Raw genomic sequence first — 16,860 nt, 5'->3', positions numbered from 1 at the left:
TCTAATTTAAGCTTTTTTATGAGAAGTTAACCTAGCTTTGTAGGTAACAGTTTTGTTACCCAAAATAGCGATTCGCGCTAGGAAAATTAAATAATGACTCTACATTTTCAAACCAAATTGAGTGTTATTTTGTCAACAAAAGGTACAAAAACCTAATACTTTGTAAAATTACACTAAGAGCACCTGAAAATATACTATTTTAACACTTTAAATTGGTGGTTTCCAAACGTAATTAATACTTTTGCCAAACCCAAAATAGATAAACATCGAGATGGACAATTTGTCATATTTAAGTAATGCAGATTCCGCATATATAGATTCGCTCTATCAATCGTATAAAGAAGATCCACAGTCAGTAGATTTTGGATGGCAAAAATTTTTCGAAGGCTTTGATTTTGGTTTGCAATCAGATACAGACGGTACTGTTGCACAACCTGTTATTTCTGGTGCTACCCCAGATCATGTATTTAAGGAAATTAACGTTCTTAACATGATTGATGGTTTCAGAACCAGAGGTCACTTATTTACTAAAACCAATCCGGTTAGAGAAAGAAGGAAATATTATCCAGGCAAGGAATTAGAGACATTTGGTTTAAGCGATGCAGATTTAGATACTGTATTCAATGCCGGAGTAGAAATAGGTTTGGGGCCTGCCAAACTTCGTGATATTTATCAGCTATTAAATGAGACTTATTGCGAGTCCATCGGTGTAGAGTATAAATATATGCGTAATCCACTTAAATTTAAGTGGTTTGAAGAACGTATAGAACTTTCAAGAAATAAACCTCAGTTTGATATAGAGAAGAAAAAAAGAATTCTTCAAAAATTAAATCAGGCAGTTGTTTTCGAAAGTTTTTTAGGAACTAAATTCTTAGGACAAAAGAGATTCTCTTTAGAAGGAGCAGAAGCATTAATTCCCGCTTTGGACTCAGTTATAGAGAAAGGTGCCGAGTTGGGAATTGAAGAGTTTACCATTGGTATGGCTCACCGCGGTCGTTTGAATGTTCTGACAAACATTATGGGGAAAACCTATAAAGATGTATTCTCTGAGTTTGAAGGAAAATATAATAAAGATCTGCCTTTTGGTGGTGACGTAAAATACCATTTAGGTTTCTCAACAGACGTAGAAACCTCTTCCAATAAAAAAGTACATTTAAGTCTTTGTCCTAATCCGTCTCACTTAGAAACAGTGGCAGCCGTTGTGGAAGGTATCACAAGGTCTAAGATGGATATGAAATATGGTAAAGATTATAGTAGAATAGCACCTATTATTATTCATGGTGATGCATCTGTAGCGGGGCAGGGTTTGGTTTACGAAGTATTGCAGATGTCTAAGCTGGATGCTTATAAAACAGGTGGTACAATCCATTTGGTAATTAATAATCAGATTGGATTTACGACCAATTACAAAGATGCAAGATCATCAACATATTGTACAGATATAGCCAAAGTAACATTATCTCCTGTCTTCCATGTAAATGGAGACGACGTAGAAGCTCTGGTGTATGCTATTAATCTTGCAGTAGAATATCGCCAACGTTTCCACAATGATGTGTTTATTGATATTCTTTGTTATAGAAGATATGGGCATAATGAGTCTGATGAACCTAGGTTTACTCAGCCTTTATTATATAAGAAAATAGAAAAACACCCTAATCCAAGGGAAATTTATGTAGAGAAATTAAAAGCGCAGGGAGCGGTAGATGCAAATCTTGCGAAACAAATGGATAAGGCGTTTAGAGAATTGCTTCAAGGGCGTTTGAATGAGTCAAAAGAAGACTTGGGTGCTCCTGAAAATCCTACCTATTCCGGTGCCTGGAGCGAACTAAGAATATCCAGACCAGAAGATTTGGTAAGTTCTCCAGATACCAGCGTAGACGAAAAAACTTTTGTTGAGATTGCAGATAAAATTACTACCCTGCCATCCGATAAAAAGTTCTTATCTAAAGTAGAACGATTGTTCTCTGATAGGAAAAAAATGATTGAGAATAAATCATTTGATTGGGCTATGGGCGAGTTAATGGCCTACGGAACTATTGTTAATGATGGAAGACGGGTTAGGATTTCTGGTCAGGACGTAGAAAGAGGAACATTCTCTCACAGGCATGCTGTAATTCGCGTAGAAGAATCAGAGGAACAATATACACCGTTACACCATGTCAGAGAAGGTCAGGGACCTTTCGAAATCTATAACTCACATTTATCAGAATATGGTGTTTTAGGTTTTGAATACGGATATGCAATGGCCAATCCTTATTCTTTAACTATCTGGGAAGCACAGTTTGGTGACTTTGCTAACGGAGCACAAATTGTAATCGACCAGTATATATCCTCGGCAGAAACTAAATGGCAAAGAGGAAACGGATTGGTTATGTTATTGCCTCATGGTTATGAAGGACAAGGCCCAGAGCACTCTTCTGCCAGAATAGAACGTTTCTTGGAACTTTGTGCAGAAGACAATATGCAAATATTATACTGTACTACACCAGCGCAGTTATTCCATGCGTTTCGTAGACAGTTAAAGAGAGATATCCGTAAGCCAATGGTTAATTTCTCTCCAAAATCTTTATTAAGACATCCAAAATGTGTGTCTTCTTTAGACGATTTTACAAAAGGCAGATTTAGAGAGGTTATAGATGATGCAGGTGTAAAAGCTAAAGATGTAAAACGCGTGGTAATCTGTTCTGGTAAAATTTACTACGATTTATTGGAAGAAAGGGAGAAAAATAAAAGAACAGATGTCGCATTTGTAAGATTGGAACAAATCTACCCAACCCCGTTTGAGCAATTGAATGCTATCCGCGAAAAGTATAAAAATGCCGAGTTCTATTGGGTACAAGAGGAGCCAGAGAATAACGGCCCTTGGCCATTTATCTGTCGCGTTTTCAGAAAGTCGGCATTCAATTTCGAAGTGATTTCCAGAAGAGCAAGCAGTAGCCCAGCAACCGGATTTGCAAAACAACACCTGGCAGAACAAAACGAAATCATTTCTAAAGTGTTTAATTTAGACGGAGATAAAAAAGTAGATAGCAAAAAAGCTAAAACAAAATAGTATAATCACATTACATAAAGGCGTTATATATGAGCTTAGAAATAAAAGTACCTGCAGTTGGCGAGTCTATCACCGAAGTGATCTTATCTAAATGGATAAAAACTGATGGAGAGCATGTGGAAATGGACGAAGTGATTGCGGAGCTTGAATCGGATAAAGCTACATTTGAACTTACCGCTGAAAGCGCAGGAACATTATCAACAATTGCGAAAGAAGGCGATACATTAGAGATAGGTGCTGTAGTAGCTAAAATTGATCCGTCTGGCGAGGCTAAAGCATCAGCTGAAACTTCAACAGCCGAAACAGCAGAGCCTGTTAAAGCAGAGCCTGCTGGTGAAGCAAAAACTGTAGAGATAAAAGTGCCCGCAGTAGGAGAGTCCATTACAGAAGTTACCCTCACTAGATGGATAAAAACTGATGGAGACACGGTGGAAATGGACGAAGTAATTGCAGAACTTGAGTCTGATAAAGCTACTTTTGAACTTCCGGCAGAGGCAGCAGGTGTTTTAACAACTGTAGCAAAAGAGGGTGACACATTAGAAATTGGGGCAGTGGTAGCCACCATTTCTTCAAATGGATCAGCGGCGCCTAAAGTAGCGGCTCCAACTCAGGAGGCAGCCCCTAAAGCTGCGGAAAGCGGATCGAAATCGGGTTATGCAGATAAAACTCCATCCCCTGCGGCAGCTAAGATATTGGCCGAAAAAGGAATCAATCCGCAAGCGGTTTCCGGAACTGGTGTTGGTGGAAGAATTACGAAAGACGATGCCAATAAAGCTACTCCTTCAGCGCAACCAAAAGCAGACAGCAGTCAACCTGCTAAAACTGCTGCACCGGTGGCGTTATCTCAAAATGTTGCGGGAGACAGATCCGAGCGTCGTGAAAAAATGACTTCTCTTAGAAAAACCATTGCAAAACGTTTAGTTAGTGTGAAAAACGAAACGGCTATGTTAACCACGTTTAACGAAGTAAACATGGCTCCTGTAATGGAATTGAGAAAAAAATATAAAGATCAGTTTAAAGAAAAATACGGTGTTGGTTTAGGTTTTATGTCTTTCTTTACTAAAGCTGTAACAGAAGCATTAAAAGATTTTCCAGCTGTTGGTGCAAGAATAGAAGGCGATGAAATTGTTTATAGCAATTTTGCCGATATTTCCATTGCAGTTTCTGCTCCAAAAGGTCTGGTTGTACCAATAATCAGAAATGCAGATCAGCTTTCTTTGGCTGGAATAGAAAAGGAAGTAATTAATCTGGCACTTAAAGCAAGGGAGAATAAACTGAGTATAGACGAAATGACCGGAGGTAATTTTACCATTACTAATGGTGGAGTTTTTGGGTCTATGATGTCTACACCTATCATTAATGCTCCCCAATCTGCAATCTTAGGTATGCATAATATTGTAGAAAGACCAGTTGCAGAAAATGGTCAGGTAGTAATCAGGCCGATGATGTATATTGCTTTATCTTACGATCATAGAATTATAGACGGTAGAGAGTCTGTTGGTTTCTTAGTTAGAGTGAAACAATTATTAGAAGACCCGGCAAGACTACTATTGGGTGTTTAAAAAAATAAAAAATTTAAAAAAACCTCTGAATTAATAAAGGTTCAGAGGTTTTCTTTTTACATTAGTTTTCCGATAAGCATTACAATAGATTAATGAAGTTTTTATACACCTTTTTACTGGTCTTGTTTTTATTACCAAAAAGCCATGCACAAACCCAATTGGAAGGAGAATTAAAATTTCATGGATTTGTTGATAATAGAGAGTATGCAAAGTCTGGCAGAAACTCACAAACTATTCTTGGATCGAGAATTGGCGGCGAAATAGGACTCTTTATCGACTCGGCACACAGAATCAGAGTTGGTGCTAATGCATTGCAGGAATTTGGTGACAATGAATTTGTGAGAAGTGTGATTCCCACCATTTATTATCAATACAAGTATAAGAGAATTGACTTTTATTTGGGGGCATTTCCCCGTTATCCGTATTTGAAAGAGTATCCAAGATTATTATTAAACGATACGTTGGATTATTACAGACCCAATATAGAAGGGATGCTTTTAAATTATAAAGGCAATAAATTCTATGGCTCTTTATGGATAGACTGGACAGGAAAGCAGTCTCAGAATACAAGAGAGACTTTTTTAGTTGGATTAGATGCAAGATTAAATCTTGGTAAATTCTTTATAAGCCATTATGGCTATATGTATCATAAAGCGTTTTCTGATAATCCAGCTAATGAATATCTGGAAGATAACGGAATATCTTTATTAAAAATTGGAGTAGGTTTAAAGGATGTAGGGTTTTTAGATAGTTTAACTTTATCTGCCGGATCTTCTGTTTCTTTTGAACGTATGAGGAGTCTTACCGGAATGAATATTCCAAAAGGATTTGTAGCAGACATAGATGTAAGCTACAGACAATTTTTTTTACAGAATAGCTTTTATAAGGGCGAGGGACACAGATTAATTTTGGGAGATTCTTTCTATACTTCAAAGACTTATAACAGGCTGGATTTAGGATGGAAGCCACTGGCAACAAAAAATTTAGAGGGGAAACTTAAGTTCTCTTTCCATTTCGTAGATGGAACTATGGATAACCAGCAATCTTTTGTGTTGAGATATAAAATAGCCGGCTCAAAAAGAATAGGAAAGTAGAAAACAATTATTAAGCTGAGGGCTTTTATATAAATAATTTTAAAATTCAGTAACAATATAGGCACTTAGCTGTTATTGGTGATTACGTGAAGTATTATTGGAAATTATAAAGGAATTTTAGGTTTTAAGTACAATTAATACCTTGTGTTTGGATTGCCTGCAGTACGTAGGTTGCTTTAATTTTGATTTCATAACTATTATAGATGCATTTACAACAGGTTTTAGATAAAAATACGGCAAAAGAATTTTTGTTATTTCCGTTGTCAATTTATAAAAATGATCCCAACTATATAAGACCTCTGGATAAAGACATAGAATTTGTTTTTGATAAAGAAAAAAACAAATATTTTCGGCATGGTGAATGCGAACGATGGCTGTTAAAAGACGGTGAAGGAAAGGTCCTTGGCAGAATTGCTGCATTTATAAACAGGAAGAATGCTAGAAGTTTCGATCAACCAACAGGAGGACTTGGCTTTTTCGAATGTATAAATAATAAAGAAGCAGCTTTTAAATTATTGGATACCGCTAAGGAGTGGCTTGCGGGCAAAGGAATGGAAGCTATGGACGGACCAGTTAATTTTGGCGATAGAGATAAATGGTGGGGATTGTTGGTAGATGGTTTTTATCCGCCTTGTTATTGCTGTAATTATAATCCTCCATATTACCAGGATTTTTTTGAATCATACGGATTCGAAGTCTATTTTAAACAATATACCTACTATCGACGCTTAGAGTGGCAGTTGTCTCCTGCTTACATGGAGAAAGCGCAACGTATATTGCAAAACCCTGATTATACGTTTGAGCATATGCGTATTAAAAATTTGCCGAAGTATATAGAAGATTTTAGAACAGTCTATAATAAAGCCTGGGTAAAACACGCAGGAGTGAAGGAGATGAGTCCGGCACAGGCTAAAGTCATCATGAATCAGTTAAAACCTGTTCTGGATGAAAAAATAGTTTGGTATGCTTACTATAAAGGAGAATGCGTAGGGTTTTATGTCAATATTCCAGAGCTTAACCAGTTGTTCAAATATGTTAACGGAAAATTGGACTTGATAGGAAAACTCAAATTTTTATACCATAAATGGAGAAAAAGCAATAAAACCATGTATGGTATTGTATTCGGAATAGCCCCGGAACATCAAAAGAAAGGTGTTGAGGCTGCGATGATAGTTGAGGCTGCGAAGGTTATACTGAACAAGACAGAAGTGTTTTACGAAGATTTCCAAATGAATTGGATTGGTGATTTTAATCCTAAAATGATGAATGTAGCCGAGCAAATTGGCGGTAAAATTTATAAAACGCATCACACCTATCGTTATTTATTTGATAGGACAAAAGAATTTCAGCGACACCCCATTATCAATTAAATAAATAGAAGGGACTGTTATTGTACACTTTTAGTTTTATTTACAGTATTCTCCAGCATTGCGGGCAGATAGTTATAACAAATATTTTCTGCCCTGCATCGGTAATTTGCCGGTGTCAGAAAACATTTAAATGAGATACAGGTTATTTTGTTTAACATTAAATAGTTTCATTATTTCCAAAGCGGGAAACATCCCGTCCCGAAGGAAAGCATTCACATATCCGCATTAAGTTAAAGCGAGGTAACTACCACGTCTTTCACCCTTAATTCCTCATCTTGCGAAGAATTCATTTGTGGATCGGAAAGGGGAAGAATAACAATGGTTTTGATGGGGTGCTTGTATTTTTTATGTTACCGCCACTTGTTTTTTAATCTTCATTGTGCTGGTGTACTTATACAGAATGTAAGAATAATAATATTTTCATAAAGTTCCCTTAACAGCCCTTTATTAGCCAATCTTAACCAAAATTGAAATAGTATTAGTCAAAATTGAAATACTCAAAAACATATAGAACCTATCTTCGCTAGAGTATAAGCTACGAACCTATTAAGTCTGTATAAGTCATTTGAAGGAAAAATCTAATTATAAGTCTATGAAGTATTTCATTTACGCTCTAATCACTTTGACCCTCTTTTCATCATGTAATAAAGAGTCCATTAGAAAAAGTGCAGCTGGTCCGAAAGACTCAGGATCTGCAAAACCTGATGGTGTTATAAATCCAAAGCTTTTTGAGCTGATCAATTTAAACTATCCGGGTTTAGAAAAAGCAAAAGTACTCTACGAATCAGATAAACAGTATGAAGCTGCCAAAGCTATTCTGGAATATTACAGGATGAGAACCCATGTGGTTAATCCTAACATCTCATTAATAAACACATCGGCAACCGAAGACGATAAACTTAAAGCAGACTATGCGCTAGATAATTACCGTTTTTTTGTTAATAATTATTATGAGGATATGGCGAAAAAAATGCCTTATTCATTAAACGATGCCGGTAAAATAAACTGGTCTTTTGCACCTAAAGGTGCCGATGATGAATACCAGAAGCAGTTACACAGACATCAGTGGTTCGTACCACAGGCAAAAGTGTATCGTACATTAAAAGACGAAAAATATATTCAGTCCTGGATTAATGTATATAAAGATTGGTTGGCAACTAATCCAATGCCGGCAACAGGGACAAACACAACGACATGGTGGCAGCTTCAGGTTGCTGAGCGTGTAGTTGGTCAGACGCAGCTGTTCGATTACTATAAAAATTCTGTCAATTTTACACCGGAATGGTTTTCAGAATTTATGGTACGTTTCGCAGAACATGCAGATTTTCTGGTGAAATACCCTTATCCGGATGGCAACATACTTATATCTCAGGGAAGCGCATTGGCATATGCTGGTGTATTGTTTCCTGAGTTTAAGAAGGCACCTGAGTGGATGAATACAGGTTTTGAGACATTAAGTACTGAGGTACAAAAGCAGTTTCTTAACGATGGAATGCACATAGAGCTTGATCTTAGTTATCACATAGGTGCTATAGCAGATTTTTATGAAATCATGAAACTGGCAGAAGCAAACAGACAGATTGTTGGAAATATAGGAACCAATTTCAGTCAGTACTTGCATAAAGCCGCCCAGGTAGTGATGCATTTTACCTATCCTCACTATTTTGCTAGTTCTTCTTCAAGTTTATACCCATATTATGTTCCCGGATTTAATGATACAAGACAAACTTCCTGGACAAGGTCTGTTCTTAACAGAAACTTTGTAAGATATAATGAAATGTTCCCGGAAGATAGCGAGCTACTTTATATGGCTACCTATGGAAAGCAGGGAACAATGCCATCTTCTGCGCCAAAGGCATTTACAACATCGGGCTATTATATGCTGAGAAACGGTTGGGATAAATCATCAACTCTTATGGTTCTTAGCAATAATTATACAGATGGGACTATACCTGTATGGAGCCATAATCAGCCAGATAATGGCACATTTGAACTCTATCATAAAGGTCGCAATTTCTTTCCTGATGCCGGAGTGTACGCTTATATGTCGGACGGAGATAACAGTGGGCGTATCTGGTACCGCCAAACAAAAGTTCATAACACGATGACACTTGGTGGTAGCAATATTACTAGTGGTAAGGGCAGGTCGTTGCTGGCAACATCTAATGGCCAAACAGATATAATAGCTACAGAAAATAATGGCTATACCAATCTTAAACATCGCCGTTATGCATTTTTTGTAAATAAAACCTTTTTTGTATTGGTTGACGAAGGTATAGGATCTGCCACTGGAACGGTAAACCTGAATTTTAATTTATGTGAAGGAAGTGACAACGAAGTTAGTGTGGTTACGGATAAAAACGGTGCTTATACAAGTTTCGCGGATGGTAATAATATGGCTATAAGAACATTCTCAGACGCAGCTATATCTACTGTGCCGTTTAACGGGAAAGTGTCTTATACATTGAATGTTGAAGCTCCACGTAAATCTTATGCTGTTAATATGACCAAAGGCACAAGTCAGACAGCTCGTTATATAACAATAATATACCCAAGTAGTCAAGCAGCTTCAGTACAAATGAGCGCAGTTTTTACGCAACCTTTTCAGGAAACAGGTGTTGCACTAGAAGTTACGATTGACGGTGTAAAATATAATCTTAATTGTAATCTATAAAATCATTTATTATGAACCCAGTAAATACAAAACTAAAGTTAAGCGGATACCTGTCATGGGTATTGGTGCTGTTGCTCGTCACAGCGGGTTGTAAAAAGACAGAAGTTACGGACAATACGGAGTTTGCAATATATTATACGGGCATGACGGATATAGGGCCATCAATGAACGGAATTATTGCAGCTCCGTCCTATATAGGAGGAATGCCAAATAATTTTGAGATCGTCCAGATAACATTAGACGGCGAACCATATACCGGCAGCAGTTTTGAAATCAATCAGGACAATGGTGGTGTAAGTATTAAAGAAACAACAGGTATGTCTGTTGGATTGTATAAGCTAACCATTAGCTGTTATGCTAACGGTACAAGATATGAATTTAAGGATGCGGTAGCAGTAAATATGATGAAACCAGTGCCAGATGGTATTACGGTAACCCCTAATAAGTTGACAGCAAGTTATTCGGATGTTATTGATGCGAACAGCACTGTGGAATTACCAACGGCGCAGGTCACTACAGATAATAACCACGTATCTATCAGAAAGTACGAAATAGCAAAAAGTGACTTCTCTAAATATTTCGCTATTTCTTCAACTGGAACAATATCCATTATCAGAGGTGATTTAGGTTTATTGCCAGGCAAGTATGTACTTTCCTTAAAACTGACTACTGGAGCTTCCGGTGAAGATGAGGGAATATTTGAAAATGCTATTGAAATAGATATTACTTCCAAGCCATTGGGTTTAACTTATGAGCCAGCCTCAGGTAAATTGGAAGAAGAATCGGCTTTAAGTGGTAAAACATCTTACACAAGTACTGCCCCAAAACTTAAAGGCTCTTTGGATAATGTGCAGTATACTATTAAAAATATTAGTCCCGCTACGGATAAGATTAAGATCAATGCACAAACGGGAGTTATTACCGTAGCTGAGAATCATGGACTTACCGCCGGGCAACAATATAAAGTTACTGTAAATGTGAAAAACGTTTATGATCAGGCCGGTGTAGACTTTGCTGATGTATTTGAACTGGATGTGGTAGAATTTATTGAACCGATACAGAATTTTACCTATCAAAACAAGAATGCTACACAGGCAGTAGCATTTACCGCTGGTCCGGATGCAGGATTTAAAGGAGATGAAGTTCGTTTCGAATTTGTGGATCTTCCCGCTGCATTACAGGGAAAAGTAACATTAAACAGTCAGGGCGTAGTTAGTGCGTTAAAAGGAAACTCCATTCCAATCGGAAACTATACTGTTAAGGTAAAAGCAACTAATCCTAAAGGAGAGTCTACAGCTTCATTTACTCTTGCGGTAGTAGCTAATCCTAATTATTTTACCTATGTAAGATATGGAAATAACTTGAACCTTACACCTGCTGAAAACTATGCAAATCAATTCCGTATAGCTGCGGGAGGAGCACTTACAGATGTAAGCCCTACACCAACGACAGATGCAAATGTGAGTCTGACTTATGAAATTAGAAATATTCATCAGGGAGTTGGAACGACTATAGATTCTGAAACAGGAAAAATAACGCTGAAGGGTATTAGTGCACCACAATGTGGGATCTTTATGGTAACGGCGATAGCAGGAAAAGGTACACCAGAAGAATACTCGGTACAGACTCCGGTATTTGTTCATTTTTCGAGTACAGTAGCTCCAACTAGTAATTCTTCGCAATTGGTAAAGGTAGAATATTCTCCTTTTGTATTCCAGGTAAATCCTAATAAAGGAGGACGTTCTGCAAAACCGGTAATAGCCGGTGTAAACGATATGTCTAAATTTACTTTAGATTATAGACGTACATTTAATTACTATAATTTCTTTGGTTCAGGAACTTACGCAAACGGACAACCTAATGTGGCAAATTCATTTTTGCATAACCTTTGGGATAGCTATGCCGAAAGTAGAGGAATCAATCCGAATTACGGATCAAGGGATCCATTATCCTATTACGCCAATAAGAGCAATACCTCTCTTACCTTGGCTTATGTAGATCCGAATACTTTTGAACTTGTAGTCAATCCAAATAAATGGATTGCGGACGGGGAACCAGCTAATGGAGCTATGATAGGACAAATTACGTTCGAGACCAATGGCAGTGATCCACAAAACGGAGGACAGATCTTCCCTATCATTTTATGGTTTGATACGAAATTTTAAAAAGGAACAGCATGTATTATAATATGATAAATAACGCAGGTGTGTATAAAAAGCTCATCATGTCTATCGTGGCGCTGATGTGTTGCATCAATATTTATGCACAACAACAAGTGACCTTAAGAGGTAAGGTATTAGATGATAAGGGGGCTCCATTAAAAGGAGCTACCATCTCGGTAATAGGAAAGGACAGCAAAACTTCTACAAACGAAAGCGGAGCTTTTTCACTTCGTGTTCCGCAGGGAGAAACCTTGATGATTACTTATGTAGGTTATATTGAACAAGCTATCCGCGTAGGTGGACAGAATGATTTGATAGTCAGAATGCAACCTGAAACAGCATTCTTACAGGAAGTTGTGGTAGTAGGATATGGAACTGCAAAGCGTGAAGATTTGACAGGATCCGTGGCTTCAGTTAAAGGTAAAGATGTAGAAGGGTTTAGAACCAGTTCCGTTTTAGAAGCATTGGGAGGAAAAGTAGCAGGGGTACAGATTACGCAGTATGACGGAGAACCTGGCTCGGGATTTAATGTCAACATCCGTGGACTCGGAACATTAACTGGTGATTCTTCACCTCTCTATATAGTAGATGGTTTCGAAGTAAGTAATCTGAATTTTATATCAAATGCAGATATAGAATCTATGGAAGTGCTTAAAGATGCTTCGGCATCTGCTATCTATGGTGCGAGAGCAGCAAATGGAGTGGTGTTGATAACAACCAAGTCGGGAAAAATAGGTAAACCTCAGTTAACCTATACGACAGCAAGTACTAACCGTCAAATAGCTAATAGATTAAATGTATTGAGCCCCTATGAATTTGTGAAGTTGCAGGCAGATGTAAATAGTAATTATGCAAATACTTATTATAGAACTGGAGCAGATGATAACGGCAATCCTTACAAATATCAATCAGCGGAAGATTATATTGGAGTGCAAGGAATCAATTGGCAGGATGAGACTTTCAGGCCTACCTGGTCTACTGACCATAACATCAGTGTAAGCGGTGGAGTAGAGGCGACTAAATATAATTTTTCCCTTAACAGATATAACGAGAACGGGATATTTAATAATAGCGGGTTTGACAGAACGGCAGCTAAAATGAGAATTAATCAGAAGCTAACCAAGCAGATTACTGTAGATGCCACTGTTAACTATGCAAAAACCAATAGAGCAGGCGTAGGTACTACAGCAGATAATGGCCGTTTTAATATGTTAGCTCAAATTATAAGTGCAAGACCCACCGGAGGATTGAATATAGACGACGAAACTTTGTTGACCTCAGCAATTGATCCGGAAATGTTAGCCGAAGGAACAAGTCTTGCCCAGGTAAATCCGGTTATGCAAACGCAATCTGTAGTAAATAACAGGGGTGCAGAGCAATGGTCTACTAACTTGTCTGTTAACTGGGAAATTATGAAAGGTTTGACTTTCCGTTCCGCAGGAACTTACAATACCACGAATACACGTAATGACCTGTTTTACAAAAACGGTTCGAAAGAAGCATTTCGTAATGGACAAAAACCTTACGGACAAACTCAAATGGGGAAAAATGTAAGATGGACGAATTATAACAACCTGACATGGAAAAAGAAGATTGATAAAAAGAATCAATATGATATCATGTTAGGTCAGGAAACTTCATTTAGTAGTTCCGAGTATTTATTAGGTCAGGCGATGGATTTTCCTTTCGATAACTTAGGAAATGATAATCTTGGGGTAGGGGCTACGCCAAGCAGAGTGACTACTGATTTTTATGATAAAAAACTTTTATCTTTTTTCGCCCGGGCTAACTATAACTACGATAATAAATACCTCTTAACAGCAACCATAAGGGCAGACGGTTCAACTGTTTTCTCAGATAAAAATAAATGGGGTTATTTCCCTTCTTTTGCAGTGGCATGGCGTATTTCTCAGGAGGATTTCATCAAAGAAATCAGCGCTATTTCTGATCTTAAATTACGTTTGGGATGGGGAGTTGTAGGTAACGACCGTATACCTAACTATTTGTCCTTAGATTTATATGATCCTGTTAAATATGGTATCGGGAATTCTACCTATACCGTACTGATGCCGGCACAACTAAGGAACGAAAATCTTAAATGGGAAGGTGCTTCTACAGTTAATGCGGGAATAGATTGGGGATTTTTAAATAACCGTATTAATATGGTTACAGATTTCTTTATTAAAGATACCAAAGATCTTTTACTGGCCCAGGCACTTGCACAAGTAACCGGGTTCTCTTCTCAATACCAGAATATCGGTAAAATCAGAAATAAAGGTTTCGAATTAAGCATAACAGGAAGACCAATACTTAAAAAAGATTTTTCTTGGGAAACCAATTTTAATATTTCTATTATTCGAAATAAGCTGGTATCACTTCAATCCGGTGTAAATGCAATGTATAGAAACTCTGGCTTTGATAGCAATTTTACCGAGAATGACTATGCCGCTATTGTAGGTCAATCATTAGGATTGATCTATGGTTACGAATTCGACGGCATTTACCAACACAGTGATTTCAACACTACACCAGGTGGAGATCTTGTTCTTAAAGACGGAGTTACTGGTAACTCGCGTACCTCTGTTGCCCCTGGCGTTGTGAAATATAAAGATCAGGACGGAGACGGTGTAATTACCACTGCAGACCGTACGGTTATAGGTAACGCCATTCCTAAATGGTATGGTGGGTTTTCCAATACATTCAATTATAAGAAATTTGATATGAATGTTATGGTTCAGTTTAATTATGGAAATGATATTTATAATGCAACCCGTTTGTATGCGACGCAATCTCGTTCAGGACGTAGAAATATGTTGGCTGAGGTAGCAGACAGATGGACACCAACGCATGCCTCTAATAAGGTGCCTTCTACCAATGGATATATAACTAATGATGTATATTCCAGATTTGTTGAAGACGGTTCGTTTCTTAGATTAAAAAGTGTTTCATTAGGCTATACCTTACCGACAGATTATACTAAAAAAGTGTATATGTCGAGAGCAAGAGTTTTTGCTTCAGCACAAAATTTATTCACTATGAGTGGTTACAGTGGTTACGATCCTGAAGTGAGTACTGCGGGCAATAACCCTATGACGCCGGGAATGGACTGGGGAGCTTACCCAAGAAGTAAGGTGTTCACGTTTGGATTGGAAGTTCAGTTTTAATTAAAATTAAAGAAGAAATGAAAAAGATTGTTTTATATATACTGACATCGGCCATGTTTATGATGAATACATCATGTTCAGATTATCTGGCAGAAGAGTCTAGGACAAGTATAGACAAGAATAAATACATGCTTAATGCGGCAGAAGCCGAAAATGTTTTATTGGGGGTCTATCGTAATATGGTGTCCGATGCAATGTATGGATATCATTTATCCATCCTATTTACATTAGGAACGGATATTGCACAGGTTGAGGGTAGTACAAATGAAAATTTTCGTATAATTCCTACCAATTCTTTCACAACCAATCAGGCAGAGATACAAAGTACATGGGCTATATTATATAACTCTATTTACAATGCCAATGACTTTTTAGAAGGGTTGGAACAAAAAATGGTAGATTATTCGAGCGCAGATAAAGAACTGGCAACTATTTATATGGCAGAAGCCCGGGGACTACGCGCATTATATTATTTCGAACTGGTACGTCGTTATGGAAATATAGCTTTGATAACCAATACGGCTATGTCTAAGCAGCTTCCCTCTAGTTTTGTACAGGAAGATCCCGTAAAAGTTTATGAATTTATAGAGCAGGATCTAAAATATGCTGTGGAGAACCTTCCTTATGCAGTAGATGATAAGCTTAGAGCTAATAAAAGCTTCCGTTTGTCTAAAGGTTCAGCATTGGGCTTATTGGCAAAGGTATATGCTACCTGGGCAGGCGCTCCTATCAGAGATATTTCAAAATGGGAAATGGCGGCTAAAACAGCACAAATATTAATAGAATCTAATAAACATGGACTGTTGGATAACTACGAACAACTGTGGAAAAATTCAGGAGCCGGCACATGGAATCCTATAGAAAGTCTGATAGAAGTTTCTTTTTATTCACCAACAGCAACAAATGGTGCGGCAGACCCAATCGGACGTATCGGCAAATGGAATGGAGTAAGAGCTACTGCTATTGCGGGCGAGCGTGGATCTAATGCAGCGAACGTAAAAGTAGTGCATACATTTGTTCTTGATTGGCGTAATTTTCCGGAGGATTTGAGAAGAGATATTTCTGTAGCAAACTATCAGTATAACCCAACTAAACAGCTATGGGTAGGAACAGATGCAGCAGCGGCAGCCAATGATGCAGATCCTACAAAAACACAAAGAGCAAAGCAAAACTACACACCAGGTAAATGGGATACCGAGAAATATGTTCCGCAAAGCAATAAGTTAATTAATAACGACAGATCTAATGTTAACTGGTATGTACTGCGTTATGCTGATGTGTTACTATTATATGCAGAAGCTTTAAACGAGTGGAAACAAGGGCCTACCAATGAAGCATATACCGCAATAAACATGGTGCGCAGACGTGGTTATGGTTTGCCGATATATTCAGCTAGTAATCTGGCAGATGTGCCAACTGGGTTAGATGTACAAGGATTCCGTGATGCGGTTCGTAAAGAAAGAGCTTTTGAATTGGCTTTTGAAGGTGACAGAAAGTTAGACCTGATACGTTGGGGCGTTTACTATGAAACGGTAAAAGCAACAGCTCAAAAGTTAGGAATATGGTGGATTACAGCAGGATCTCCCAATTATGCGGTTGCAACTCCGGGTTATACAACAAAAAACAAACATGAGCTTTTCCCGATTCCACAAAGAGAAATGGATATAATGCCTCAGTTTGATCAAAACCCGGGCTGGAAATAAATTAATTCAGATTGTTTATTCAGGTTTGTTGTTTTTAAATTCTTAAGATTTAAAACAACAAACCTTTTTTTGTTATAGA

General features: G+C 37.7%; 8 protein-coding genes. All 8 read left to right on the top strand.

Features of this window, described 5'->3' with window-relative positions; genetic code table 11:
* Nucleotides 1-271: 271 nt before the first annotated feature.
* The 8 genes from ABWO41_RS00830 (at nt 272) to ABWO41_RS00795 (ending at nt 16,781) form a co-directional block, all read left to right on the top strand.
* Nucleotides 272-3,052 (top strand): 2-oxoglutarate dehydrogenase E1 component, encoded by a 2,781-nt coding sequence (locus tag ABWO41_RS00830; RefSeq protein WP_353132088.1) that lies wholly within the window; start codon nt 272-274, stop codon nt 3,050-3,052.
* A 29-nt stretch (nt 3,053-3,081) separates the two neighbouring features.
* A complete protein-coding gene (odhB, locus tag ABWO41_RS00825; RefSeq protein WP_353132086.1) occupies nt 3,082-4,614 on the top strand; it encodes a 2-oxoglutarate dehydrogenase complex dihydrolipoyllysine-residue succinyltransferase in 1,533 nt (510 codons plus the stop codon).
* Between the two features lie 92 nt (nt 4,615-4,706).
* Nucleotides 4,707-5,708, top strand: a complete 1,002-nt coding sequence (locus ABWO41_RS00820; RefSeq protein ID WP_353132084.1) for a lipid A deacylase — start codon at nt 4,707-4,709, stop codon at nt 5,706-5,708.
* Nucleotides 5,709-5,911: 203 nt separating this feature from the next.
* Nucleotides 5,912-7,078 carry a hypothetical protein gene (locus tag ABWO41_RS00815; protein ID WP_353132082.1) on the top strand — a complete coding sequence of 389 codons (1,167 nt, stop codon included), beginning with the start codon at nt 5,912-5,914 and terminating at the stop codon, nt 7,076-7,078.
* 592 nt (nt 7,079-7,670) lie between these two features.
* Nucleotides 7,671-9,752 carry a heparin-sulfate lyase HepC gene (hepC, locus tag ABWO41_RS00810; RefSeq protein WP_353132080.1) on the top strand — a complete coding sequence of 694 codons (2,082 nt, stop codon included), beginning with the start codon at nt 7,671-7,673 and terminating at the stop codon, nt 9,750-9,752.
* An 11-nt stretch (nt 9,753-9,763) separates the two neighbouring features.
* Entirely contained in the window at nt 9,764-11,917 is a 2,154-nt protein-coding gene (locus ABWO41_RS00805) for a surface glycan-binding family protein (RefSeq protein WP_353132078.1), read from the top strand.
* Between the two features lie 11 nt (nt 11,918-11,928).
* On the top strand, nt 11,929-15,078 hold the full coding sequence (locus ABWO41_RS00800; RefSeq protein ID WP_353132076.1) for a SusC/RagA family TonB-linked outer membrane protein: 3,150 nt from the start codon (nt 11,929-11,931) through the stop codon (nt 15,076-15,078).
* 17 nt (nt 15,079-15,095) lie between these two features.
* The gene (locus tag ABWO41_RS00795) at nt 15,096-16,781 is read left to right on the top strand and encodes a RagB/SusD family nutrient uptake outer membrane protein (protein ID WP_353132074.1); all 1,686 of its coding nucleotides are present in this window, start codon (nt 15,096-15,098) and stop codon (nt 16,779-16,781) included.
* The last annotated feature ends 79 nt before the right edge of the window (nt 16,782-16,860 follow it).

It is taken from the genome of Pseudopedobacter sp., from assembly GCF_040392825.1.
GTDB lineage: Bacteria > Bacteroidota > Bacteroidia > Sphingobacteriales > Sphingobacteriaceae > Pseudopedobacter.
The sequence above is the reverse complement of the archived record's forward strand: the minus strand, read 5'-3'. Positions and strand labels throughout refer to the sequence as shown.